A 25,800-nucleotide genomic window follows, 5' to 3' on the forward strand; every position below is an offset into this window, starting at 1 on the left:
CAACGCACCTCTCTACCCCAGCTTCTCGACAACGCGCGCGGCAAGCTCGCCCATGGGGACCCGCCCCTGCTCGTGGGTTCGCATGTCGCGCAACGTCGCCACACCCGCAGCGATCTCGTCGGAGCCCAGCACCACACAGAGACGGGCACCCAGCTTGTCCGCCTGCTTGAACTGGGACTTGAGCGAGCGCCCCTGGTAGTCGGCCTCGGTGCGGACGCCAGCCCCGCGCAGCGCAAGCGTGGCCGAGAAGACCGCGTCCCTCTCGGCCGCAGAGGTACAGGCTACGTACACGCACCCCGGGTCCTCACCCTCGACGTCCACGCCAAGCGACCGCAGCGCCAGGCACATGCGCTCGAAGCCCACGGCGAAGCCGATGCCCGGGGTGGGCTTGCCGCCCTCGAGCTCCATCAGGCCGTCGTAGCGACCGCCACCGCCGATAGCACCCACGCGCGAGCCCTCGCACTCAACCTCGAAGACGGTACGGGTGTAGTAGTCCAGGCCACGAACCAGCGTGGGGTCCTCGACGTAGGTGACACCCGCCTCGTCCAGGTACTGCTTGACCTTGGCATAGTGGATCGCGCATCCGTCGCAGAGGTTGTCCTTGGCAAGGGGTGCGGTGGCCATGACCTCGCGGCAGCGGTCGTTCTTGCAGTCGAAGGCGCGCAGCGGGTTGATCTCCGCACGCTCGAGGCAGTCCTCGCACATCTCGTCAGCATGGTCCAGGATGAACTGGCGCACGGACGCGCGGTAGGCGGGGCGACACTCGGCATCACCCATCGAGTTGATGCGCAGCTGGAGCCGCTCGGCCGGGAAGCCCAGACGCTTGTAGAACTCCATCAGCATGATGATGGACTCGGCATCGGCCGCGGGGTCGGAGGCACCCAGCCATTCGACGCCCACCTGGTGGAACTGGCGCAGGCGACCCTTCTGCGGACGCTCGCCGCGGAACATCGCCCCGGCGTACCAGAGCTTGGCGGGAGCCCCGCCCTGCGGGACGAAGTTGTTCTCCACCGCAGCGCGCACCACGCCGGCCGTGCCCTCGGGGCGCATGGCCATGCGCTGCTTTGCCTTGAGGCCGCCCTCGCTGCCTGACTCAAGCAGACGCTCCATCAGGGCGCCGGAGAACACGCGGAACATCTCCTTGCGGACGACGTCCGTGGACGCGCCGATGCCATGTACGAAGGTGTCCACCTGCTCGATCGCCGGCGTCTCGATCATGTCGAAGCCGTACGTGCCAAGCAGTTCGCGGGCAACGTCCTGCATGTGCTGCCAGGCGCGCATGTAGCCGCCGAACAGGTCCTCGGTCCCCTGGATCCTCTGTGCCATGAAAGCTCCCCTGCGTCCGTAGGTGTCCTAGGGAGTATAGCGCCCTGACACCCTACAACACATGCAGCCCAGCCGCGAAGTTCGCGAACGACAGGGACGGGCCCAGGCACAAGCTCGGCCATCTGCTCGAAAGCCCTGGCTCGGACAGGATCGGGCCTGACCATCCAAGCGCCCCCGCAGGTGATGACGGACGGACATGCCAGGCGCTACCCAGCGGGCGGGGATAATCCCCGCCCGCTTGTCCGAGGGACAGCCCCTGCACTTCAAGGGGTGTCCCCTCACTCACTCTGCAAAACGGTTCCTGTGATCCCAGTCATGAATCCAAAGTTTGTCGGAGACGAGGTAGTCGTAGATGCTGTCGACTATCTCGATGCCACCCGCCGCATCGCACTTCGCCTTGCGGATGAGCGCCCGCTCCCCCGGGTAGTAGACCTTGTCGTAGCCCGGGGCAGGCCTGACGGCGCCAAGCTCGTCGAGGGTCTGGCTCATCTGCTCCTTGAACTCTTCCAGACCCACAAAGCGCGACGGATCGATGACGATGTGCAGATGACCGAGGTCGCGACCTTCGGAGAGGTCGTGGTACATGGAAGAGACGTTCTTGCCCGAAGGCACGCCGAGCAGCACCCCGGAGAGGATGTCCACCATCATCATGAGACCGTATCCCTTGGGTCCGGCAATGGCGCGCAGAGCATTCACCTCGTGAGGATCGGTGACAGGGTTGCCCTCCACGTCCACCGCCCAGTCATCGGGTATGAAGCGGCCGGCGCTCTTCGCGTCAAGAATCTTTCCCCGAGCCTGCACGGTCGTCGCCATGTCAAAGTTGACGAAACGCTCGTCTGCCGTCGGCGCACCAAAAGCGATGGGATTGGTACCGTAGAAGGGCTCCGCGCCACCATACGGGATCACCATCGGATCGGACTGGCACATGGTGAGACAGCACAGGTCACCCTTCGCAGCCATCTCGGTATAGTAGCCAAGGGCGCCCGTGTGCGACACACGGCGCACGCCCACGACGCCGATACCATTCTCCTTCGCAAGCCCCATGGCCTTCTCGAGTCCCAAGATCGCAAACGGGTATCCACAGCCGTTGTCACCGTCCACGACACCGGTGCAGGGGCCGGTCTGCTCCCAAGACCACTTGGGATCCACATTGATACCGCCCTTGTAAATGCGTTCGGTGTAGTATTCGACACGTACCTCACCATGGCTGTGCAAGCCCCGTTCGGAAGACCAGGTAAGGACCTCCGCAGTCTGGTCGGCATGATCCTCGTGAAGGCCTCCTACCATCAGCTTCCTCTTCATGAGTTCCTTGAGTTCCTCGCGCCGCACCAACATGGCAACCGCCTTTCTGACATCTGACATGGAAACGCTGAACTGACTGCGCCCTTCGCCCTTATGGCCTTGGCGCTGGGCTGCCCCCGGCGCTACGACCAGTTACGCCGATTCTCTCGAACGAGACGGCAGGGGTGCCACGTCGAACTCCAGCACCCTGGACCAGCCCCCACCCCATTCGCACGTCGCCCTCTGGCGCACTCCTTCCCCTGCCCAGGGCGAGGGCAAGTCCTAGGAGCGTGTCACACCCAGAGGTATGCCCGTAGTCACGGACACGGGCGATGAAGCCCCCGAGGGCGTCGCCTTCCCCCGCCGCACGCAAGAGGTCCAGCACCCCCTCGTTCGCATATCCCTCTGCCATAGCGTCAAGGTACGCCTCGCTCACGTACGTGGTCCTGCGGACCCTGCGGGCGTCACGCATAGAGGTACAGAGCACCTCGTGGGCACCCGCCTCCCCACGCACGAGAAGCCCGACACCAAACCCGCAGAGTATATCGTCCCCCGAGGGCGTGAGGCCAGGACCCCTCCCCAGGAGCCAGCGGACCGCAGCGGGCCAGCCGTCCGTTGTGGACCCGGAAAGTTACCTGAGCACGCACCGAAGGTTCTCATCTGGCTCGAGACCCACACCAAACCCGACATCGGCGCAGGCAAGCGACCGAGCAAGGTGAGCGAGGGCGATATCTGGCAACGGCCCGGAAAGACGGAGATCAACCTCCTGTGCCTCGTGCAGGCTCACGGTCGCCACAGGAGCACCATTCCTGAAGAAGGAGGCCCTTTCGTCCGAGAAGAGCACATCGTCACCAGGCTCCACAAGACGCATCGCGCGGCCCAGAGTCGGTGCCGGAAGCTGTGCCCCCACGCAGGAAAGAGGACTGCCGAACCCACCGAGGTAGACGAGGGACCCCTCCTGGGGAGGGCGTTATGTTCGAGTACACGCAGTCGCACCACTGCCCCGACGGCTTCTCGTTCTCCGCCGTCGCCCGGCGTGAGGGATGGGCCAGGGCCACGCGCTCCTTGTCGGATTGATACGATGCCTCGACGCCTCGCTGCAGTACGACGCTGGACTCGTCACGCACAACGAGGCAAAACTGTCAGTCAGCTTGGGTCGAGACACACGGCAAGGACGCTGATCGGATCCGCTGGCTGGTCAGCCTAAGGTAGCCTGCCAACCCGATTCCGGCTCACAGAAGTTCTTCTCGCATCCATCTTTGGCGGTCCCGTGGACGGCAGGGGAACTTTTGTGAGTCGTCACAAGGCCTTTTTCACAAAAGCTCGCCACGCATCCACGGATAGGACCGTTCTTGGACGGCTAGAGAACTTTTGTGAAAATAGTTGCAAAACTTTTCACAAAAACTACCCAGCCATCCAGAAGAGTCCGGAAAACGGACGGCTGACGAGGTAGTGCGAAACCCGACCGGCGGCGACTCACAAAAGCTTGCCAACCGTCCAGCCAGTTGACCACCAGCCGTCCACAGGTCCGTCATCTGTCGCGATCCTGCTTGGTGCTACGTTCTACTCCACGTCGATCTTGTGGACCCAGCCAAACCTGTCTTCGATCTCACCGGACTGGATGCCGGTCAGGGTCTCGCGCAATCTCTGCATCACAGGGCCCACGTGGTCCATGCCGTAGACGACCTGCTTGTCGGCGGCATCGACCTCGCCCACCGGCGAGATGACGGCAGCGGTGCCGCACATGCCGCACTCGACGAACTGGTCGATCTCGTCGAAGCGCACCTGACGCTGGATGACCTTCATGCCCAAGTAGCTCTCGGCCACGTCCACCAGAGAGCGGCGCGTGATGGAAGGCAGGATGGAGTCGGTCGCGGACTGCGGGACGACCAGGTTGCCGTCCTTATCGACGAACAGGAAGTTGGCACCGCCGGACTCCTCGACATAGGTGCGCGTCTCGGGGTCGAGGAACATGTTGTCGGCGTAGCCCGCGGCGTGGGCCTCGACGGAAGGATAGAGGCTCATGGCGTAGTTCAGGCCCGCCTTGATGTTGCCGGTGCCGTGCGGGGCGGCGCGGTCGTATTGGGAGACCTGGACCTTGACCGGCTTGACACCGCCCTTGTAGTAGGCGCCGACGGGAGTGACGAGGATGCGGAACTGGTACTCGTCGGCCGGCTTGACGCCGATGACGTCACCCGTGGCGACCATGAGAGGACGGATGTAGAGCGTGGCACCCGAGCCGAAGGGTGGGACCCAGGCGGCGTTGGCGCGCACGACCTTCTCGACGGCGTCGACGAAGCGGTCCTCGGGGAAGGGGGGCATCACGATGCGACGGGCGGAGTCGGCCATGCGGTGGGCGTTCTGGTCCGGACGGAAGCAGACGACGTCACCGCTCTCGGTGGTGTAGGCCTTGAGGCCCTCGAAGACCTCCTGGCAGTAGTGGAGGATGCCCGCGCACTCGGAGAGCCTGATGGAGTGGTCGGCGGTGAGGGCGCCGTCATCCCAGGCACCGTCCCTGTAGTTGGACACGTAGCTGTAGTCGGTCGGCTGGTACTCGAACGAGAGATTGGCCCAGTCCAGATCCTTCTTCTCCATGCAGATGCTCCTTCGCTTTGCAAGAGGTCGGTGCGCCCGTCGGCAGATGTCGACGTTCAGGGCGAGTGTACTACCGCCCACACGGGCCCCTCCCACGCGAGACAAGCCTGAAACATCGTCGGCACCACAGCCCCACACGCCCCGAGCTTCGACCCTGGCATTCGACCCCGACGTTCGGGGGACGCACCCTCACAAGTCCTCGCCCATCTCATACGGCATGCGCTCGACCAGGTAGCCGCCCGAGCCGAGCGCGTCCTCGATCTCGTCCAGGATCTCCTCGGACGGCGCCGTCACGTGATGGAAGTGGTAGCCCGAGGTGATGCGGCTGATGGGAGCCGACTTGCTGGTGGCCAGGTCGCGCACGAAGCGGTCTATGTCCCGACGGCTGCCGATGCCCAAAGGGGCACGCACCCGCCCGTAGGTGCGATGGTTCACGACGACGTCCTCGACGGTGCCACCCAAGTCCACGACGAGGCGGAGCTCGTCGGCCATGCGGTCCTCCCCGTGGCGCACCTTGAACGTGCGACGGCACGCGGCGGGCACCCCGCCCTCCACCAGCACGTAGCCACGGTTGGTGGAGGCCACATTGACGCCGGCGCTGCGCAGCAGGGCGATGTCCTGCACGATGACCTGTCTGCTCACGCCCTGCTCGGCCGCAAGGTCACTGCCACGCACGGGAGACTTGGCCGCACGCAGGCGCTCGACGACCAGCCGCCTGCGCTCCTCTCCGCCGACGCGTCCCTCGCGCATGCCACCCACGCCCATGGCGCCCCGTACGCCCGCGTTAGCCGCGTCCCCGCTCATGCGTCGAGCACCACGAGGTGCTTGAGGCTCAGGTCCAGGATGGGGGCAGAGTGCGTCAGAGCCCCCGACGAGACGTAGTCCACGCCGAGGTCCGCCAGTGCGGCCAGGCCCTCCTCGTCCACGTTGCCCGAGGCCTCGACCCGGGCACGACCACCGATGACCGCGATGGCCTGGGCCATGGTGTCGTGATCCATGTTGTCGAGCATGATGATGTCTGCACCGGCATCTGCGGCCTCGCGGACCTGGAGCAGGCTCTCCACCTCCACCTCTATCTTGCGGACGAAGGGCGCGTGGGCGCGGGCCAGGCGGATGGCCTCGGCGACACCCCCAGCCGCATCGATGTGGTTGTCCTTGAGCATCACGCCGTCAGACAGGTTAAAGCGGTGGTTGCCGCCCCCACCCACGCGCACGGCCTCCTTCTCGAAGACGCGCATGTTAGGGCAGGTCTTGCGGGTGTCGACCAGTCGGGTCTTGCTAGCTGCCAGAAGCGTCGCCATGCGACGCGTCTTGGTGGCGATGCCGCTCATGCGCTGCAGGTAGTTGAGGGCGACGCGTTCGCCAGAGAGGAGCGCCCGGACGTCGGCCGCAAGGACGCCCAGCTCCTGGCCGCACGTGACCTCGGCGCCCTCGCGGACGCCAGCGGCAGGCGCAAGGGTCGCCGCGGCGTCGAGCAGCTGGAACGTGCGCAGGAACACGTCGAGGCCGCAGATGACGCCCTCCTGCTTGGCGATCAGGCGCACCTGGCCGGGCCGGGCCTCGGGCATGACGGCAGCCGTCGAGACGTCCTCGCTGGTGATGTCCTCGCGCAGGGCAGAGAGTATCAGCGGCTCCGCCTGCAGCCTAAGCGTAACGGGATCCATCGCGATGCCTCCTTCTGACGATGTCACGCGCGGCCAGGCGCGCGAAGACCAGGCTCTCGAGCAGGGAGTTGCTGGCCAGACGGTTCCTTCCGTGCACGCCGTTGCAGCTGGTCTCGCCTGCGGCGTAGAGGTGGTCCATGGTGGTCCGTGAGTCCTGGTCCACGCGGATTCCTCCCATGAGGTAGTGCTGGGCGGGCACCACGGGGATCGGCTCGCGGCAGATGTCGTAGCCCTCCCGCAGGCAGTGCTCGTAGATGTTCCCAAAGTGGGTCTTGATCTCCTGCTCTGGCACAGCCGAGAAGGACAGACGCACGTACTTGCTGCCCTCCCTCGCCATCTGCCGCTGGATGGCCGCCGAGACCACGTCGCGTGGCTGGAGCTCGTCCGTGAATCGCCGACCGTCCGCCCCCAAAAGGACCGCCCCCTCTCCGCGACAGGACTCCGAGATCAGAAACGCACGGCCGGGACGTGTGCTGTAGAGCGTGGTGGGATGGATCTGCACGTAGTCCATGTGCTCCAGCTCCACGCCGTGCGCCGCCGCCACGCGACAGCCATCGCCCGTGAGGCTGCGGAAGTTGGTGGAGTGCTCGTACAGGCCGCCGACGCCGCCCGTTGCCAGGACGGTGTCATGCGCATGGACCTCAACGCGGGAGGCCGCGCCCCTCTCGGACGCAGCCTCCTCGGATGCGCCCTTCCCGGCAGCGTCCCGCTCGACCACGACACCCGCACAGGCGTCACCCCCCACCAACAGGTCAACCAGGGGACTTCCCTCCCAAATGGCCACGTTTCCCAGCTGGCGGACCTGTTCCAGGAGCCGGGTCGTGATCTCGCGGCCAGTCACGTCCGCATGGTGCAGGATGCGCTTGCGGCTGTGAGCCCCCTCGCGGGTGTAGTCCAGCGCACCCGTCTCGTCACGGTCAAAGCGGACGCCCAGGCGCATGAGGTCGCCGATGACGTCGCGACTGGACCAGATCATTGCGTCCACGGACTCCACGCGGTTCTCGCCATGCCCCGCCCGCAGGGTGTCGTCGAACCAGGGGCCGTAGTCGTCATGGTCGCGCATCACGCAGATGCCGCCTTGGGCGAGCATGGAGTCGCAGCTGGCTACATCCTCCTTGCAGAGCATGAGGACCCTGAGCGAGCGTGGGAGGTTCAGGGCCGCGTACAGCCCCGCGACACCACAGCCCACGATCACGACGTCGTACGTCAGCCTGTCTCCCACCCGCGCGACTCCCGTCTGCATGGCCGCCGCCTCCGCAGCATCCATCCACATGGGCACCGTCTGGGCAGCGCCTGCCTCCATGACCGTCATCCGGACAGCGCCCGGTTGCGCAACCCCTGACTGCAGCCTCACCATCGCCCTCCCCTAGCGTGCGGCAAGCTCGAGCATGCGCTCGAGGGGTTGGTTTGCACGATCGGCATTCGCGGGCAGGGGCACCTCGCCCAGGCCTTGCTCGAGCGAACGCAGGACCTTGTCGGGCGTGACCATCGCCATGTTGGGACAGAGGGGTGTGGTCTGGGGGAAGTAGATTCGCTTGTCCTGCCCCTCGGTAAGCCTGCCGATCTGTGCCGCCACGCCCACGACAGTCAGCACGATGAACTCATGCCGGTCGCTTTGTGCTATGCGCTCTATGATCTGCTTGGTCGACCCGATGAAGTCCGCCTCGCCCAGGACCTCCTCGCTGCATTCGGGATGTGCCAGGACCTCGGCATCGGGATGGGCGACCTCGAGGGCCTCGACCTCTGCGGGGATGATGCGCTGATGGGTGGGGCACCAGCCGCGGTTGAGGATGAAGTTCTTCTCGGATAGCTGCTCGGCAACGTAACGGCCCAGGTTCATGTCGGGAATGAAGAGAATGTTGCGCTGGGGCAGCCCGCGCACGACCTTCACGGCATTCGATGAGGTCACGCACACGTCCGACCATGTCTTTATTTCGGCGGTCGAGTTGATGTAGCACACGACGGCCAGATCGTCGTAGCGCTTGCGGACGGCATCAACATCGGCCTTGCGGACCATATGCGCCATGGGACAATCCGCGCGCGGTTCGGGGTTGAGCACCATGCGCTCGGGGTTCAGGAGCTTGACACTCTGCGCCATGAACGAGACACCGGCCAGGACGATGGTCTTGCAGTCCAACGTACGAGCAAGACGTGCCAGGTAGAATGAGTCGCCCACATAGTCGGCGAGCGCCTGGGTCTCGGCCGGGACGTAGTAGTGCGCCAGGATCACGGCATCGCGCTCGTGTTTGAGCTCGGCCACCCGCTTGGCAAGGCCTCCCAGGGTCGCTGGGTCGACGGGCTGGTATGCAGCGAGCGTTCGCTCGTAGCGCCCCATCTCATCGTCATGCTCGTTCGTTCCAACGACCGCATGCGTCGACTTCTCCACGCCTCTCCCTCTCCCCGAGTGCACGTTAGATGCACGTTGTTGAGAGGAGAGTATGTCACGATGCCCATCTACTGACAAGTCATCTGTCTTGTCAGTAGGAAGAGCGAGGTGTGACATGCAATGCATGTACGTGGGGTTATTACGTGGAGTTGGATGCGGCACGACATGCAGGGGCCAGGCACGGCGTGATGCGCGGAAGACAAGCGTAATTCGATGCGCAGATGCTGGATGTAACAAAATTGGCAGTTATGTGTGTTTGACAGCTCGATTAGAGGCACAAGTGAGCCTCATCAGAACAGCAAACTCATCGGGCACTGTTTCGCCAATGCGGGGTGCCATACAAAATGCCTGCTAAACATCATAATCAAAAAATATATCTATATCTCTGGCGTATAACTGAAAAATGTACTTTTGATACAGACATATTTTAATCCACACATAACCCTCGATTTTGTTACATCCAGTGTTCGCACTCGAGCGTCACGCCCACCCAAGGCAGCGCATCATGGCCCCAGAGCATCAAGTGCCGCGTCAGCGCCGATTTCGTGTAGCTCCACCTCAAACGGAACGTCCACCGCGACCGTGATCACGCAGCCATCGCGCTCGCAGCTCCACAGCTCCCAGCCATCCAAGGCCTCCGGATGCTTACGTGGGTCGAGCGAAAAGCCCGTGCCCCTTGCCTTGAGGATGGCCTCCATACGCGTCCAGGCCTGTGCCCAAGCGACACGCTGGTCATACGCAGAGCCATCGCCAATCCGGGCCCGCTGCTCCTCGCTATAGTACTTACGAGCGACGAGCTCGACGGGGCTCGTGTAGGTCGCGGGTACGTTCTCGATGTCGACCCCTATGGGTCGAGCGCTCACGGCAAGCACCGCAAGTCCCACGTCATTGGAGAGGTTGAACTCGAGGCCAATGCCACCTGCAGCATCATCATCGAGCCTGGAGCCAACACCGCCCGCCGCGTCACTCTCGGCACTGGATGCAGTGCCAGCCGCATCCCCGCGCCCCGCTTCCGCGCGCGTCGCGGTGCCCTCCCCTGCAGCCCGCCATGATCTCGCCAGCCGCGTTCTGGCCAGCCGTGCCCTAGCCAGCCGCGGCTTGCCGAACTCGCCAAACGCCAGGTCGCTATCGTGACGCACGCCCAGGACGTAGCGCAGCAGAAGGCCACAGCCCAGCTCCTCGAGCCGGTTGCGCTCGGGTCCGACCTCGGAGGCCTGGCGGTAGCGCCCCGCCACGACCGAACGGGCCTCACCCATGCGCGCGGCCAGAGGCGCAGTGTCCAGAACGTATAGCCTGACCTCAGCAGCACCCACAGCGTCAGCAGAGGGTTACGCGCTCTTCATCACGATGCTGCGCACGACGCCGGCGGCGTGGTCGCAGGCGTCAAGCGTGCCCTCCATGCGATCGAAGATGCGCAGCCACGCGACGACATGTCCACGGCGGGCATCGTCGATGCTCTCGGAGTGGAAGAGGCCATAGAGGGCACTCTCGTAGACGGCATCGCCCTCGTCCTCGATGTGGCCGATGGAGATGGCCTTGCGCATGACCTCGGGGTCCTTCTTGTACTCGGGCAGGTGGTCCAGCATCTCCTTGACCTCCCTCACCGCCGCGAGCGCAAGGTCGGCGAGCTGGCGGGCGTTGCTGTTGGTGCCCGAGGTGTTGAAGAGGTTCAGGCGGATGGCGACACCGGACATGCTGTCGCAGATGTCGTCGAGCTTGAGGGCTAGCTCAGAGATGTCATTGCGATCGAAGGGCGTAATGAACGAGGAATAGAGTTCCTGCATGATCTGCTTCACGCACTCGTCACAGCGGTCCTCGTGCAGCTTCATGATGGGGATGAGGCTGTCCGTCTCGGGGAAGCTGTTGATTAGCTTGTCATAGTCCTCGGCGGCGCTGACGAGCTCATCTCCAAACTGCTTGAACAGGGTGTAGAAGACGTCCTCTTTCTTGGCGTGTGCCATGTGATGCTCCTTTGGGTGGAAGACGGTGCTCGCACGTGCAGACGGTCAGTGCAGGGAATGAGCGGGGGCATGCCCTAGTAGAACACATGCCCTAGTAGAACACATGCCCTAGAACAGGACGAGGAAGAGCTTGGCGAGAAAAAATCCGATGAGGCCGCAGCCCGGGAAGGTGAAGACCCAGGTATAGACCATCTCCTTGGCGACGCCCCAGTTGACGGAGCGAACGTCCTTTGCGGCGCCGGCACCCATGATGGCCGCCGTCTTGGCATGGGTCGTGGAGACAGGGAGACCCGTGAGCGTGGCGACCAGAAGCGAGACGGTGGCAGAGAGCGAGGCGGCGAAGCCCTGGTACTTCTCCATCTGCACCATCTGCATGCCAACCTTCTTGATGATGCGCTTGCCACCGACCGCAGTGCCGATGGCCATGGTGGCGGCGCAGAGCACCTCGACCCACAGCGGGAAGCCCCCCATGTCGGCGACGCCCAGGCCGGCCGAGAGGGCGATGGCGAGCATCGCGGTGGACATGAACTTCTGGCCGTCCTGCGCACCGTGCATGAGCGCGACGCCAGCGGCGCCTATGACCTGCAGCCTGCCGAAGAGCTCATCGGCGTTCCTGCGGTTCACGTTCCGGCAAGCCGTACGTATGAGCTTGGTCACCAACCAGCCCGCGACGAAGCCCGCAATGGTCGAGAACACGAGGCCATAGACGACCTTCATCCACTCGCCCATGTTCACGCCGTCCAAGTTCCCGTTGACGGCAAGGGCGGCCCCCGTCAGACCCGCTATGAGCGCGTGTGACTCGCTGGTGGGGATGCCGAACACCCAGGCGCCCACACCCCAGGCGACGATGCCTACGGTTGCGGCGGCAAGCGCTATGAGGGCGGTGTGGGTGTTGCCGCCAAAGTTGACCATGCCGCTTATGGTGTCCGCGACGGCGGTCGAGATCATCGTCATGACCACGAGGCCCACGAAGTTGCAGGCCACGCTCATGGCGATGGCCGCATTCACACCTATGGAACGGGTGCCGATGGGCTCGGCGATGGCATTTGCCGCATCCGTCGCGCCATTGACGAAGATGGTCCCCAGCACAAGGGCGATGACCACTGCGAGAAACGGGTTCGTCTGCAGCATGCCAAGAAATTGCTCGAAGCTGATCACTATGGTCCCTTCCTTTTGTGCTCACATCTTACTTTAAGAGGGAGAAGCGCAAGCTACGAGAATCGATTTGTGTGGGAGCAGGGCCAACTTTTACGAATCCGTGGTCAACTTGCCCAGGGCAGCGCGGCGACCGGGTCCGCTCAGGGCAACGCAACCCGAAGGCATCGAAAGCATCGCCGGCACCGGGCCCTACAGCGCGTCAAGCGCGAGCTGCCTGAACTCCACATTGCCCATCGCGTCATGGACGAGGACGTTCGTGTGGGTGAAGCCGCACTCGATCGCCGTCGCAACCGCCACGTCGAAGGCGCCGTCGATCAACTCCGCGTGATGCGCGTCGGAGCTGATCACGATCTCGCCACCAAAGTCGCGAAGCGCGCACAGCAGCTCACGACGCGGATAGAGCTCGCGCCTGAGGCCACGATTCACCGCACCGCAGTTTATCTCGAGGGGAACGCCCTCGCCCACCAGCGCCTCCATGGCATCAAGTGCCGGGCCCAAGTAGCGTGCGTCCGTCTCGTCCACGAAGCGAAGCTCGTCGTTGAACTTGGCGACCAGGTCGAAGTGGCCCACGAACGTGCAGCTGGTGCGTTCTACCACCTGCGCCTCAAGCTCAAAGTAGGCGCGGCAGAGGGCCAGCCAGTCTCCACCGTAGTAGTCACGGCAAAGCTCCTGGAGCATGCGGGGGCTGTTGTCGACGCTCATGGGCACGGGCGAGTCCACGGGCAGGAAGTGCGTGGAGCCGATCGTGTACTCGGCACCAGGTGCGCACGCGGGATCGTAGACGCCGTCCAGCTCGACGCCCGCGAGAATGTCCAGCCGGTCTCCATAGAGCGCGCGCAGGCGGCCCATCTCGGCCATATATGCGGGCCAATCCATATGGATGTCGGGGTCCATGTGGCCCGAGAAGCCCAAATGGAGGAAGCCGCGACCGAGGGCGGCCCGCACCATCTCCTCGGGCGTGTCGCTCCCGTCGCAGAACACCGTGTGCGTGTGGTAGTTGGCCCTCAGCATCTTGGTCAGCCCCTTCCTGTCTGACCCACCATACCCAAAGCCGCGGGCGATGCACAGCGGTACCGCTCGCGGACGACTCGCGCCGTTTGCCGCCTCTTCCCGCGATATGAAATCGTTCTCACATATCCTGAGAGGGACGGACATGCCGGTGGCGACTCCCCCGTGGCCTGACGGCCGACGGGACGTCCGCGAGAGGAGAACGAGAATGAGCAACGATTCCTGGCGTCCCAAGCTGCACCTCGCCCCACAGAACGGATCCATCTCCGATCCCAATGGGCTCTGCCAGTTCAGAGGCACGTACCACGTCTTCTGCCAGAATGCGCCCGAGTACCCCGGCAACCTCGACAGCCCTCACGGCTGGGGGCACTTCGCCAGCCGTGACCTGGTGAGCTGGGTCTTCCTGGGCTGCCACGTGATGCCCGACGCCCCCAGCGACCGTGACGGATCGTACTCCGGCGGTGCCTACGTGACCCAGGACGGCGAGGAGCTGTGGCTCTACTACACGGGAAACGTCCGCGAGCCGGAGGGCGACGGCACCTATGCGGGCCGCCTGGCCAACCAGACCCGCATGCGCTCCTACAACGGCATCAACCTGGGACCCAAGGAGGTCGTGCTCGACAACGCGGGCTATCCCGCCTACTGCTCGAACCACGTGCGCGATCCCAAGGTCTGGCTCCAGGATGGGACGCTCCACATGATGCTGGGCGCCCGCACCCGCACGGACTCGCGCGGCTCGATCCTCATGTACGACTCGCCTGACGGGGAGAGGTGGGGGCTCTCGGGCTCGCTCACCAACCAGGGACCTGCGTTCGGCTACATGTGGGAGTGCCCTGACCGCATCGTGCTGGGCGGCGAGGAAGGTACCCGCGAGTTTCTCGCCTGCTGTCCCCAGGGCACCGATAACTATGCCCACAAGTGCCAGAACGTCCACTCGGCCGGCTACTTCCCCATCGAGGGGACGATCTGCGACCTCATGCGCGAGGACGCGCTGCTCATGGGCGCCTCCGCGCCGCATGCCACGGACCAGGCCGGCGTCAGCGCCGACGGCTTCGTGGAATGGGACCATGGCTTTGACTACTACGCCTGCCAGACCCTCGTGGACGAGCAGGGTCGCACGATCCTCGTCGGATGGATGAGCCTCCCCCACGACAAGAACGACGTACGACCGTACGACAATCCCACGGACAGCTGGCGCGGCTGCCTCACCGTCCCCCGCGTGCTTTCCCTGGACGAGAGGAGCGGGCGCATCCTGCAGCAGCCAGCGGCGGAGATCGACTCGCTTAGGGGCGAGCGGCTCCCCATCGAGGGCGAGGGGCCCTGTGCCGAGGACGGCAGGCACCCAGGCCAGGGCACACAGGGCGAAGCCCAGCGCCGCAAGGTCACCATCTGCGGCAAGGTGGGCGACGTGCTTCTCGGCGGCGTGAGCGGCAACGGGGTCGTGCGCTTCGACGACTTCCTCGAGCTGCGCATCGCGGACGGCGTGGCCGAGCTGGCCTTCACGGACGATTCCGTGGGGCAGGGGCGCACGGTGAGGCAAGCGCTTTGCGGTGAGGTCCATGACCTGCGCATCCTGGTGGACACCTCTGTGCTCGAGATCTTCCTCAACGGCGGCGAGACCGTCTTTGGCACCCGCTACTACGCCGAGACAGACGCGCTCACCCTATGCGCGACGTTCGGGCGGATCGGCGAGGCAGCTGCCTGGAGCATGAGGCCCCTCTCGGTCAACTACCTGGTCACGCGCTAGCGTGCGGCCGACCCTGACGCTTGCCTGCGTGTCTGAGGACAGCGGTACGGGCTGTAGCGCGATGCGCTAGGAGAGGCTGCATTACGGTAGGATGGGCTGCATTTTTCACCTTTTTGCAGCCATGTCATTCGCTGCGATCCGAAGGACGGCGCAAGCCGACGCCGTCATCGGGCCCTCGTCATCGGGCCCTTCCCCTGACACTGAAGAAGACGACGAGCGCGCTTGCGACCAGCTGCACGACGCTTCCCGGCAGAATACCCAGCCAATCGTAGAAGAACAGGAACACGCGCGGTATGGGAATGCTCCCGGTCAGGCTCTCCGTCAGATAGAGCGCCAGTATGAGCGCGGCCATGAGAAACCATATCGTCCCGAAAACGATGCCCACCCAATCACGCTTCCTACCCATATCCACATCTCCTTTGTCATGTTGCGTCTCTCTGCCCCCCTGTTTATAGCGTTTCTTGGCGACGTGTCGCACCGTGATTTACTGAACGGCATGCACGGACCTGTCACAGAGGGAGACACTCGTGAAGCGTTGGGCTCTGTAGACCTATCCATCAGCTGGGTTCCCCTGCCGCTACGCTGTACTTGTTACAGGAGGCAAAAGAGGCAAAAATAGGCAAAGGAGGCAAAAACAGGCAAAGGAGGCAGACCCGTGAGCCAGCCCAATCCTTTCACCCCAGCATTTGGCACGGCCCCCGCCATCCTCGCGGGACGAGACGCACTGCTGCAAGAGATGCATGGCGCCCTGGAGCAAGGACGGGGCAATCCCAATCTCTCAAGCATCCTGATCGGAGCGCGCGGCACCGGGAAAACGGTCTGCCTCTCGTACATCAGCGAAGATGCCGAGGAAAACGGCTGGGTTGCCGTCAGCACGTCCGCCATTCCCGGCATGCTGGAGGACCTCTACGAGCAGGTTCTGCGCAAGGCGCGGGGATTTATCAAGACGCATGAGGGGGTGCGGCTGACGAGCTTGGGCATTGGCCCCGTAAGCGCTGGATGGGAGCACGGCGGCCGGCAGGCGAGCAACTGGCGCACACGCATGAGCGATGTGCTCGACGATCTGGGCGATCGGGACGTCGGGCTGCTCATGACCATAGACGAAGTGGACGCCAGCCTAGACGAGATGATTGCGCTCGCCTCCGTCTACCAGCATTTCGTGCGAGAGGGCCGCAAGGTCGCCCTCGTCATGGCCGGTCTTCCCGGCAACGTAAGCGCACTCCTCTCGAACAAGAGCGTCTCGTTCCTCAGGAGGGCCCAGCAGCATAGGCTTGCGCGCATCAGCGATGCGGATGTCGCCGATGCCATGCGGAGGACGATCGAATCTGCTGGGAAGGCAATCGACGAGAGGGCGCTCTCTGCCTGCATCGAGGCCGTGGACGGCTTTCCCTACATGCTGCAGCTCGTGGGGTTCAGGAGCTGGCAGGCGGCACAAGGCGATGCGCGCATCTCGCTTGCCGCGGCACGGCATGGCATCGCTGGCGCGCGGAGGGACTTCGAAAGCCATGTGCTCGCGTCGACCTATCGCGAGCTGTCCCCAACGGACCTGCTCTTCGTCGAAGCCATGCTCCCGGACAAACGAGAGAGCAGACTGGCGGACATAGCGAGGAGAATGGGCGTCACCAGCCGCTACGCCTCCTCGTACCGCGCACGGCTGCAGTCCGCCGGGGTCATAGATGAGCTTGCCCGCGGCATCGTGTGCTTCAGCTTGCCGGGCTTTGCCGACTACGTGGCCAGCAGGATGCCAGACGAGTGAGTCCCTGGTATGTAGGACCACTTGTCAGATGGTGAAGCGACTCAAGCCCGAGGAATCTCCGAGACGGGGCCGCTTCCTATGGGTTACCCCACCCGTAGGTGCGTCCGTCTCGACTGCATGCGCTAGCGCAGAGGTCAATGAGATGGTGGTCGAGAGCCTAGCCGTCATCAACCAGCGCGGGGAGACCGTTTTGGTTGCGAATCACCTCCTGATGTGCGACCGTAAGGAACCAGCGCAGCCCAACCAGTCGCACTAGGTCTTGGAATGTTCAAAAGAGCATCGATTGGAGTACAAGTCATGGGTGTCAATCGCTTCGTCCTCAACACCATCTCGTATCACGGCTCGGGTGCCATCAAGGAGATCCCCGGCGAGATCAAGCGCCACGGCCTGGAGAAGGCCTTCGTCTGCTCCGACCCCGACCTCGTGAAGTTCGGCGTGACCTCCAGGGTCACCGACCTTCTGGACGAGGCCGGCGTGGCCTGGGACCTGTACTCCGAGATCAAGCCCAACCCCACCATCCAGAACGTCCAGGACGGCGTGAGGGCCATCAACGAGTCCGGTGCCGACTGCATCGTAGCCATCGGCGGCGGCTCCTCCATGGACACCGCCAAGGCCATCGGCGTCATCAAGGAGAACCCCGAATTCGGCGACGTGCGCTCGCTCGAGGGCGTGGCGGACACCAAGAACCACGCCACCTTCACCATCGCCGTGCCCACCACGGCCGGCACCGCTGCCGAGGTCACCATCAACTACGTGATCACCGACCCAGAGAGGGTCCGCAAGTTCGTGTGCGTGGACACCAACGACATCCCCGAGGTCGCCGTGGTCGACCCCGACATGATGGCCTCCATGCCCGCGGGCCTCACCGCCGCCACCGGCATGGACGCGCTCACCCACGCCATCGAGGGCTACACGACCAAGGCAGCCTGGGAGCTCTCGGACATGTTCCACTACGAGGCCATCAGCCTCATCAGCTCGCACCTACGCGACGCCTACGCCGAGGCGAAGGCGGGCGAGCCCGCCTCGGGCCGCGAGGGCATGGCTCTGGGCCAGTACATCGCTGGCATGGGCTTCTCCAACGTGGGCCTGGGCATCGACCACGCCATGGCGCACACGCTCTCGGCCCACTACGACACGCCGCACGGCGTCGCGTGCGCTATGCTGCTGCCCATCTCCATGGAGTTCAACAAGCCCGTCGTGGCCGAGCGGCAGGCCAGGATCGCCACGGCCATGGGCGTCGACACCACGGGCATGAGCACCGAGGAGGCCGCCGACGCGGCCATCGCCGCCGTGCGCAGGCTCTCTGAGGACGTCAGCATCCCCAAGACGTGCAGGGGACTTGTGGAGGAGGACCTGGACCAGCTGGCAGATGACGCCCTCGCCGATGCCTGCTATCCCGGCAACCCCCGCGAGGCCACGCACGAGCAGGTAAAGGAACTGTTCCGCAAGATCATGGCGTAGGGGCGCGACGCACGGAGGGGCCTGGCTCTGCTCCCATGCCTCGAAGCCGGACGAGAGGACGAGGAAGTTCCGCCCCTGCCCCTCTCCCCTCATCGTAAAGGAATGCGACTTGGTGCCGTCGAATGCCGCGACGGCACCAAGTCGTCCGGACCGAGCGAGAGATCGGTCACGGCCCGTTGCCAGTCATGTGTCCGTCATCGCTGCAGACCCACGCGCACATCATGGACGACGTCCATGAACTCTCTCACACGATCGACGTCCACGCGGACGTTGTCGAAGCGCGCATCCTCAAAGCGGCCCCCCTCCTTGAAGTACGTCCCAACGACGGCGGCATCGCAGACAGAGAGCTTCTCGCGGATGGTATCGGGACGACAGCCTGTATTAACCAGGACGGCTACCTCTGGGTTCTTCCTCTTTACGGAGTCGATCAGATCCCTGTCGACATCGGAGCCCGCAGAGGCCGCCGACACGCAGAGCCCATCGGGGTGCGCCTTGAAGATCGTCGAAGCGGCGATGTCCGACAGGGCACGCGTATCCAGGCTCCGGTCAGACTCGGGGTTGATGAAGTACAGCATCTTAAGGTCGCCAAGGCAAAGGGCGGCCTTCCTCCTCATGAGCACAGAGAAGTCGTTGTCATAGAGCCCGCCGTCACCTACATAGACGCCAGAGAACGTGCCGCGGACGAAGGCGGCCTCACACGCGGCAGCAAGCTCTATGCACGCAAGTCCGTCGGAGATGGCATCCACGCCGTACGGCACGGACAGCTGGGGCTTGAGTTGGCCGATGACGTAGGCCATGGAGGCCGGGGTCACGTAGTCCATGTGACGCTGGTACGGAAGGGAGAACTCGTTCGAGACGATGACCCCGTCCACGCCTCCCCTCTGGAGTGCGTCCAGGTCCCTCTTGGCATGCTCGACGGCACCTTTGAGGGTCCCCCCATTGTGACCGAAGCGTGGGTCTCCGGGGAGCGGGTCAAGGTGAAGCATCGAGATTATGGGTTTCCTGGTACCAAACAGTTCGTCAATCCACATGGTCGACCCCCATCATCTTGGGCTGTCTGCAGAGCTCTTGGACTTGGGCGTACTTCCCCGGGACAAACCTGCGCCTATCCTCGCAGCTCGTGCATGAGCTCCTTGGTGGCAGGGTACAGCCTGTCAAACACCGCCTGGTATTCACGGTATCTCTCGCAGCTGTCCCCGTCGGGCTTATACGTGACTCCCGTGCGCACCTTGCTCGCAAGTTCGTCAAAGCCGCTCCAGGCGCCCGTGCCGACGGCGGCCATCATCGCATCCCCATAGCTGGCCCCGATGCCAATCGAGGGGACGGCGATCTCCTTGCCCGTCACGTCGGCGACGATCTGCATCCACAGGGGGTTCTTGGTGCCCCCGCCAGCAGCCATCACCCGCCTGATGGGGAGGCCGTCTTCTTCGAAGATCCTGAAGTGCTGGTTGATGGAATAGGCGACGCCCTCAAGCCCCGCCCGGCAGAGATGCGCGCGCGTATGCGAGAGGCGAAGGCCAAAGTAGGCGCCCCGCGCATCTGGATCGTTGATGGGCGTGCGCTCCCCCGCGAAGTACGGCAGACAGAGGAGGCCGTCGCTCCCCAAGGGCACGTCCTCGGCCTCCCTTGCCATTGCTGCGTAGGCATTCTCCCCACGGGCGTCGGCGGCATTCTTGAGGTCGACGAACACAGTGTCGCGAAGCCACCTCGTCAACGTCCCCGCCGTGTTAGTGCCGGCGGACACATCGAACGTGCCGGGGATGATGAAGCGTTCGCGCCAGATTCGATCATCACTCACCAGGTGGTCCGTGACGAGGAACATGTAGACGGAGGAGCCGAGCTGCAGCATCAGGTCGCCCAGTCTGCCGATGCCGCACGAGATTCCCTCCGCGCCCGAGTCATCCGTTCCGACGGTCACCGGCGTTCCCTCCGCCAGGCCGGTCTCGCCTGATGCCTTTGCCGTGACGCATCCGGCGATGTCAGTCGTTTCGCCGACCTTGGCCAGCTGGTCTGGCCGACAGACTGGCCCACACAGCCTGGGGTCGGGTCGTCCGTCCTGGCCATAGAGCGGGTTGAAGCTCGCGAGGCCCAGAAACTTGTCAACGTAGTACTCGCCGGTCAACTTGGCAGTGATGTAGCTCGACCCGGTCAGGAACTTGTGAGCGCGGGCGTGCACGTCAGGCTCGTTCTCCTTGATCCATAGGATCTTCGGCATCACGTCAGAGGACCCGAGCGGACGGCCGAACCAGGCTCTGATCTGCGTTTCGCCATACATTTCCGTAAGCTCACGGCACTGGTCGAGGGCGCGTGCGTCGATACCGTAGAGGATCGCCTTGCGAAGGGGGTTGCACTCCTCATCCACCGGAAGGCAGTCTGCGCCCAGCGCGCTTGCCGCGACGCCTCCGATCTCCTTTGGGTCGATTCCGCTTTTGGAGATGAGCTCGTTGCTGATCTGGCAAAAGTCATGCCACCATACGGCCTCGGCGTCATGCTCGTAGAAGTTTGGACGTGGGTTCTCCATGCCATGCCCTACCGCGCTCTGGGCGACGACGCTGGCATCCGCATCAATGAGAACGCCCTTGCTCGCAAACGTACCCGTGTCGATTCCCATGAAGTAAGCGCTTGCCATGAGCAATCCCTTCACACCAGGGCAGATAATAGATAACTATACCTATTATCTATACCATCTGACTGATTTTTCGCGATGGACCACGTTAGCGGTCGGCCGCATCAGACGAGCGGCACGATGGCAGAGTCAGCTGTGTCAGTTATTGGCGACCTTGACGGTGAAGAAGCACGAGTCACTTCTGTTGTAGGACTGCATGAACTCGATCATCCTACCGTCTGGCCTATAGGTGTAACAGGTGAAGAGCAGCACGTCACGGTCTTCGCCCAGCCCAAACATCCTTGCCAGCTTGGGCTCGGCGGAAACGATGTCCAGGGTCTGCCAGGCACGCTCCGGGGCAGAGCCATAGAAGCCGTAGATCTCCTGGAGGGAGAACACCTCGAGATCGACATCCAGCAGGTTGGGGAACAGTTCGAAGGGCACGTAGACATGTTCCAGGGATATGGGCTTACCGTCCGCGAAACAGAGCCTCTTGATGTAGATGATGTCGTCGTCAGGAGAGATTTCCAGCTCATGGGCGTAGAAGGCTCCTGCCTGGCGCCTCTTTCTCTCGAGGATCTTTACCCCGGGGTTCGAGAACCCTCCCTCGATGGCCTTGTGGAACCCAGTGAGGTAGTCGAGGTTGCGCTCGATGCGCTTCCCCACGACAAAGACGCCCTTGCCCTGGACCCTCTTGAGGAGGCCTTCCTTCACCAAGCCGTCAAGCGCGCTTCTCACGGTAAGGCGATTGATCCCGTAGGTCTGTGCCAGCACGTTCTCCGAGGGAATGGCGACGCCGGGAGCATACTCTCCGGTGGTGATGCGCCCACGGACAACCTCGCGCAGCTGCATGAAAATGGGGGAGTTCTCATCGATCCTAGACATCCCTGGTCCCATCTTCACTGACGAAAGGCCTGAGTTCGGTACCCAAGATGACGTGACGGGGCATGATCACGTTCGTGAAGTACTCCAGGGGATCACCGTTTTGGTTGAGCATCAGGCCCTCCTGGAAAAACGCCGGCGCGCCCACAGGGCACCCAAGCAATCCCGCCTCGTCCTCGTCAAGCGACGTGACGTCGATCTTCTCTGACCCATGGTCCGCGATGATACCGTAGTCATCCTGGAGCACTCCGTAGAGTGACTCCACGGAATAGTCATGCCGCTCTATGCCATCGCAGCCGCGGGCATTCACAAGGACGTTTTCGATGGCGGCCTTCTCTCCATCGATGCTCGCGACGCGGATCAGCGCCAGCACGGGGGAGGCGAGCATGACGTGAAGGTGCTTCATTGCAAACTTGTCTGCCTCGACAAGCCCGCTGTACACGACGTGCCTGGTGAGCTTGCCGCCCGCAGCGCGAACGGCGTCCGAGAAGCTCAGGGTGTCCTGAAGGTTGCGCACGATTCTGGGCTTTGCGACGAAGGTGCCCAGACCCACCTTGCTCTCCAACACGCCGAGCTCCTCAAGGCGTTTGATGGCGTTTCTCAACGTCATCCTGTTCACGCCCCATATCTCGCACAGCTCGCGCTCGGACGGGAGCCTGTCCCCTGGCCCTAGCCCCTTGTCGATGATAAAAGACTGGATGAGTTCGGCAATCTCGTCTCTTGAACTCATCTGGGTTCCAGTCCATTCAAAGTATCGTCTCCTGCAACGCCTCCCTGATTACGCCCATATTATAGCCGTTGGTCCACAACCCCTTTGCGCGGACATGGACCGCTGCGTCACCGGCACACCGAGGCATGCGGAGGCGTCTAGTCTCCCATCACCTGAACGATGAGGGTCCTCTCTGACGGACCGTCGAACTCGCAGAGGTAGACCTCCTGTGCTCCACCCCTCTCGACCATACCGTCGCGCACGACGAAATGGGCGTGATTCCCCGTGAGCAGGGCCTTGAGGTGCCCGGTTGGGTTGCCCGCCGTCGAACCGTAGTCCGACAGCATCCTTGCATGGGAATACGGATGGTCCTCTGGGACCAGGCGGGCAAGGAAGGCGTCTATGTCGCTCTCGAGGCACTCAAGGGCCTCGTTGGTGGTAATGCCGGCGGTCGTGTGCTTCGAGATGGCGGTCACCATGCCGTTCTTGATGCCGCTCTCCCGTACGGCCTGCTCGATCTTGTCGGTCACGAGTATGTACTGGTTGTACTCGCTCGTGAGGAACGTGAAGCTCTCTTCGAACACCATGGGTACTCACTGCTCCAAGCCATTGAGGAAGTCGAGTGCGTTGGCACCCTTGATCAGTTCGACCGTGCTCTCCCTGAGTCCCAGCCCGTCCAGTGCGCGTGCCATCCTGATCTGCTCGAAGCGTGGGCTGTCGCTGCCGAACATCACTTGGTGGCGGAGGCTCCTGTCGATCCAGGTGCTGGGGAGCTCTCGTGTAAAGAGATGCGCATAGAACTCCCTCGCGCTGTCGAAGTACAGGAGTCCCGTGTCCGCATAGACGTTCTTGTGCTTGACCATGAGCATCGCCGCCTCTTCCAACCATGGCCACCCAAAGTGGCCCAAGCAGAAGCGCAGCCTTGGCCTGGTCTCCGCAAGCTCCTCGAACTCGACGGGCCTTCCGTACTTGGCAAGCGTATGGGGCTCCCATGACATCCCCGTGTGGAACATCACCGGCCTGTTGTAGCGCTCGCAGATGTCATAGAGCCCTTGCACGCAGCCGTCCATGGGATAGAAGCGCTGCCTGCCCGGATGCAGGTTGAGTCCCCTGAGATCCAAGTCGGCGAAGGCGTGCTCCAGCTTGTCGGGCGCCTCGAGGTCATGTGGGTCGACGGCGGCAAAGCCTATGAACTCGTCAGGCCTCAGGTCGACGAGCCTCTTGACCTCCTCGTTCGTGACGGGCGTGCACCCAGCCTCGCTCAGATAGTCCTGGGGGATGAGGCACATCTTGTCCAGGCCGGCAAGCCGCATCTGGTTCAAGACGTGTTCGAGCTTGGCTATGCCGTTGAGGTGGATGTCGAGCACCTCGTGGCGCATCTCCTCGCGTCTTGGGTCATCGTTGATCGGCTCATAGAACGCTGGGTGAGCGTGAACGTCGATGAACATGTCTTCCCACCCATGCCCTTACTCGTCGAGCATTGCGCGCACATTGTCGATGGAGCGCCTCGAGTAGAGGCGCGGCTCGCTCAGGTAGTTGGTGACGAGTTCGATCGTCGCGGTCCGCTCGTAGGGCAGATCGCGAATCTCCTGCAGGAGCTCCTTGTATGGCGTGACGCCCTCGCCTGGAACCAGGTGGGTCGCGTCGACACCATTGGAGTCAGGGATATGCAGGTGGTAGAGCTTGTCCCCGAGCAGCGTGAAGTAGCTCGTCATCTGCTCCTGCTGGATGAACGGCACCACGATGTCCATCATGCCATACAGATAGTCGTTATCCACGTGCTCGAAGAGGTCGAGGAGATCGTCGGCGTTCTTGAAGCAGTTCGACTCCTCGGGGGTGAGCGTCTCTACGACGAGCTTCACGCCGACGTTCTTGGCATAGGCGGCCAGGTCCTCTACGGTCCTGTACAGACGGTCATGCATCTGCACATACGTCGTCTCGTATCCCGCATGCGCAGGCGAGATAAGCATGAAGTCCGAACCCAGGGCCTTCGCCTGGTCAAGACAGACCTTCAGGTAGCGAACGGCATCCTCGCGCTGGCGCTCGGATCCGATCATGAAGTTATAGGGATAGGCGTTGTGCTCGGGGCAGAAGCCCGTGATGGGCACACCGTACTTGTCGCGCAGGCGGATGATCTCATCGATGTCACCATCGGCAAGGTCAGGAGCATATGCATGGGGACGCCCTCCCCAAAGCTCTATGTAGTCATAGCCAAAGCGCCTGGCGTCGATGAACATGTCTTCGATGTTGTTGCGCTGATAACCTGATGTGAACATGCCGATCTTGAACATACCCCGTCCTTTCTCCTGCAACCCCACTGCCAGCCGTTTGACGAAAAGTCAAAGGCCCCTTCTGCCGCTCGGCATCCGATGACCACCCCCATCGGATAGGTGGTCACTCGCTGACGACCCAAGGCTCGAAGACGCTCACTATCCGAGAGGCGATGCGTGCGCCACGGTCCAGGCAGCCGTCAGTGCCATCACCGTTGAGGACGCCCACAAGGAAGCCCGCGACGAACGAATCGCCGGCACCGACCGTATTGGTCAGGTGTTCCGCCGGATAGACCGGACCGTCATAGAACCTGGCCCCATCCCAGGAGAGACTCCCCTCCTCGCCAAAGGTGGCGGTGGCGACCTTGAGGCCCCGATCCACCTTGTCCCTGAGGAAGTCTCGGATGAAGTCATCCTTGCCCCTGTGATAGGAGTAGAAGCCATAGTCGACCGAGCCGAGCGTGCTCTCGACCAGCGGATGGTCAAGCCTGTCGGCATAGTCAAAGCTCACGAGGATGCCAGCCTCATGGATTCTGGGAAGGGTGGACTCGGCGTTTCCCCAGAGGGCGGTATGCACGATGTCGTGCGTGCAGGCAAATCGGACGTCCTCGTCATCAAAGACCATGTCGGCCAGGACGCCCTCCTCGTACTCGCCATGCACGCGGTCCAGGCCCTCGAGGTCCATGTACGTGACGGCAGTCCTACCCTTCGCGACCTTGAGGTGCGAGGTGTCGAGGCCCTCCCTCCTAAGGGACTCGATCATCCAGGTCCCATACTCGTCAGATCCGGTCGTCGAGATGATTGCCGAAGGGACCCCGAGATGCTGCATGTTGACCGCCGTATCAACGGCGTTCCCCGTGGGATAGCCGCGATCGAGGTTGCGATAGTAGTCGACGCAGTTATCGCCAATGCAGGCCGCCTTCATTCGCGTCTCCTCCGTCTGGTATGTAAATATGATATACTTATATATTATCATTCTCACACATACTGT

24 protein-coding genes are annotated in these 25,800 nt (G+C 63.1%); 3 read left to right on the forward strand and 21 right to left on the reverse strand.

Annotation, left to right across the window (positions count from 1 at the left end; genetic code table 11):
- Window positions 1-12: 12 nt before the first annotated feature.
- From hisS to OLSU_RS06965, 12 genes are all read right to left on the reverse strand, one after another.
- On the reverse strand, window positions 13-1,326 hold the full coding sequence (gene hisS / locus OLSU_RS06905) for a histidine--tRNA ligase (RefSeq protein WP_013252237.1): 1,314 nt from the start codon (window positions 1,324-1,326) through the stop codon (window positions 13-15).
- A 282-nt stretch (window positions 1,327-1,608) separates the two neighbouring features.
- Complete coding sequence (gene allD, locus OLSU_RS06910; protein WP_322785172.1) at window positions 1,609-2,688, reverse strand: ureidoglycolate dehydrogenase; 1,080 nt, start codon at window positions 2,686-2,688, stop codon at window positions 1,609-1,611.
- A 31-nt stretch (window positions 2,689-2,719) separates the two neighbouring features.
- Window positions 2,720-3,190 (reverse strand): oxamate carbamoyltransferase subunit AllH family protein, encoded by a 471-nt coding sequence (locus OLSU_RS09920; protein WP_081439268.1) that lies wholly within the window; start codon window positions 3,188-3,190, stop codon window positions 2,720-2,722.
- Between the two features lie 980 nt (window positions 3,191-4,170).
- A complete protein-coding gene (locus tag OLSU_RS06925; protein WP_013252239.1) occupies window positions 4,171-5,202 on the reverse strand; it encodes a branched-chain amino acid aminotransferase in 1,032 nt (343 codons plus the stop codon).
- 189 nt (window positions 5,203-5,391) lie between these two features.
- Window positions 5,392-6,006, reverse strand: a complete 615-nt coding sequence (locus OLSU_RS06930) for a transcription repressor NadR (protein WP_013252240.1) — start codon at window positions 6,004-6,006, stop codon at window positions 5,392-5,394.
- On the reverse strand, window positions 6,003-6,866 hold the full coding sequence (gene nadC, locus OLSU_RS06935; RefSeq protein ID WP_013252241.1) for a carboxylating nicotinate-nucleotide diphosphorylase: 864 nt from the start codon (window positions 6,864-6,866) through the stop codon (window positions 6,003-6,005). Before nadC ends, OLSU_RS06930 begins: the two co-directional genes overlap by 4 nt.
- Window positions 6,847-8,178, reverse strand: a complete 1,332-nt coding sequence (locus tag OLSU_RS06940) for an L-aspartate oxidase (RefSeq protein ID WP_236697184.1) — start codon at window positions 8,176-8,178, stop codon at window positions 6,847-6,849. Before OLSU_RS06940 ends, nadC begins: the two co-directional genes overlap by 20 nt.
- A gap of 54 nt (window positions 8,179-8,232) precedes the next feature.
- A complete protein-coding gene (nadA, locus tag OLSU_RS06945; RefSeq protein WP_013252243.1) occupies window positions 8,233-9,252 on the reverse strand; it encodes a quinolinate synthase NadA in 1,020 nt (339 codons plus the stop codon).
- Window positions 9,253-9,755: 503 nt separating this feature from the next.
- Window positions 9,756-10,508 (reverse strand): 4'-phosphopantetheinyl transferase family protein, encoded by a 753-nt coding sequence (locus OLSU_RS09155; protein WP_013252244.1) that lies wholly within the window; start codon window positions 10,506-10,508, stop codon window positions 9,756-9,758.
- A 72-nt stretch (window positions 10,509-10,580) separates the two neighbouring features.
- Window positions 10,581-11,213 carry a DUF47 domain-containing protein gene (locus OLSU_RS06955; protein ID WP_013252245.1) on the reverse strand — a complete coding sequence of 211 codons (633 nt, stop codon included), beginning with the start codon at window positions 11,211-11,213 and terminating at the stop codon, window positions 10,581-10,583.
- 108 nt (window positions 11,214-11,321) lie between these two features.
- The gene (locus OLSU_RS06960; RefSeq protein ID WP_013252246.1) at window positions 11,322-12,371 is read right to left on the reverse strand and encodes an inorganic phosphate transporter; all 1,050 of its coding nucleotides are present in this window, start codon (window positions 12,369-12,371) and stop codon (window positions 11,322-11,324) included.
- A gap of 189 nt (window positions 12,372-12,560) precedes the next feature.
- Window positions 12,561-13,526, reverse strand: coding sequence for a histidinol-phosphatase (locus tag OLSU_RS06965; protein WP_236697183.1), 966 nt, complete (start codon window positions 13,524-13,526; stop codon window positions 12,561-12,563).
- A gap of 61 nt (window positions 13,527-13,587) precedes the next feature.
- Here OLSU_RS06965 and OLSU_RS06970 point away from each other — a divergent pair, with 61 nt between their 5' ends.
- Entirely contained in the window at window positions 13,588-15,126 is a 1,539-nt protein-coding gene (locus tag OLSU_RS06970) for a glycoside hydrolase family 32 protein (protein WP_041548977.1), read from the forward strand.
- A 178-nt stretch (window positions 15,127-15,304) separates the two neighbouring features.
- On the opposite strand, the gene OLSU_RS06975 is transcribed toward OLSU_RS06970, so the two are convergent.
- On the reverse strand, window positions 15,305-15,532 hold the full coding sequence (locus OLSU_RS06975) for a hypothetical protein (RefSeq protein ID WP_013252249.1): 228 nt from the start codon (window positions 15,530-15,532) through the stop codon (window positions 15,305-15,307).
- A 249-nt stretch (window positions 15,533-15,781) separates the two neighbouring features.
- Between OLSU_RS06975 and OLSU_RS06980 the strand changes: the two genes are divergently transcribed.
- A complete protein-coding gene (locus OLSU_RS06980; protein WP_013252250.1) occupies window positions 15,782-16,882 on the forward strand; it encodes an ATP-binding protein in 1,101 nt (366 codons plus the stop codon).
- Between the two features lie 297 nt (window positions 16,883-17,179).
- On the forward strand, window positions 17,180-18,343 hold the full coding sequence (gene fucO / locus OLSU_RS06985) for a lactaldehyde reductase (protein WP_013252252.1): 1,164 nt from the start codon (window positions 17,180-17,182) through the stop codon (window positions 18,341-18,343).
- 194 nt (window positions 18,344-18,537) lie between these two features.
- Here the strand turns inward: fucO and OLSU_RS06990 are convergent, their stop codons facing one another.
- The 8 genes from OLSU_RS06990 to frlD form a co-directional block, all read right to left on the reverse strand.
- Window positions 18,538-19,374: a BtpA/SgcQ family protein gene (locus tag OLSU_RS06990; protein ID WP_013252253.1), complete on the reverse strand. Its 837-nt coding sequence runs from the start codon at window positions 19,372-19,374 to the stop codon at window positions 18,538-18,540.
- A gap of 74 nt (window positions 19,375-19,448) precedes the next feature.
- Window positions 19,449-20,972, reverse strand: coding sequence for an FGGY-family carbohydrate kinase (locus tag OLSU_RS06995; protein ID WP_013252254.1), 1,524 nt, complete (start codon window positions 20,970-20,972; stop codon window positions 19,449-19,451).
- Between the two features lie 135 nt (window positions 20,973-21,107).
- Window positions 21,108-21,833, reverse strand: a complete 726-nt coding sequence (locus tag OLSU_RS07000) for a GntR family transcriptional regulator (protein ID WP_013252255.1) — start codon at window positions 21,831-21,833, stop codon at window positions 21,108-21,110.
- Complete coding sequence (locus tag OLSU_RS07005; RefSeq protein WP_013252256.1) at window positions 21,826-22,560, reverse strand: GntR family transcriptional regulator; 735 nt, start codon at window positions 22,558-22,560, stop codon at window positions 21,826-21,828. Before OLSU_RS07005 ends, OLSU_RS07000 begins: the two co-directional genes overlap by 8 nt.
- Before the next feature lie 137 nt (window positions 22,561-22,697).
- Entirely contained in the window at window positions 22,698-23,126 is a 429-nt protein-coding gene (locus OLSU_RS07010; protein ID WP_013252257.1) for a secondary thiamine-phosphate synthase enzyme YjbQ, read from the reverse strand.
- 6 nt (window positions 23,127-23,132) lie between these two features.
- Entirely contained in the window at window positions 23,133-23,987 is an 855-nt protein-coding gene (locus OLSU_RS07015; protein ID WP_013252258.1) for an amidohydrolase family protein, read from the reverse strand.
- 18 nt (window positions 23,988-24,005) lie between these two features.
- Window positions 24,006-24,830, reverse strand: a complete 825-nt coding sequence (gene frlC / locus OLSU_RS07020; RefSeq protein WP_013252259.1) for a fructoselysine 3-epimerase — start codon at window positions 24,828-24,830, stop codon at window positions 24,006-24,008.
- Between the two features lie 103 nt (window positions 24,831-24,933).
- Entirely contained in the window at window positions 24,934-25,734 is an 801-nt protein-coding gene (gene frlD, locus OLSU_RS07025; RefSeq protein ID WP_013252260.1) for a fructoselysine 6-kinase, read from the reverse strand.
- Window positions 25,735-25,800 lie beyond the last annotated feature (66 nt).

This window comes from Olsenella uli DSM 7084 (assembly GCF_000143845.1).
In the GTDB taxonomy this organism is placed as follows: Bacteria; Actinomycetota; Coriobacteriia; order Coriobacteriales; family Atopobiaceae; genus Olsenella; species Olsenella uli.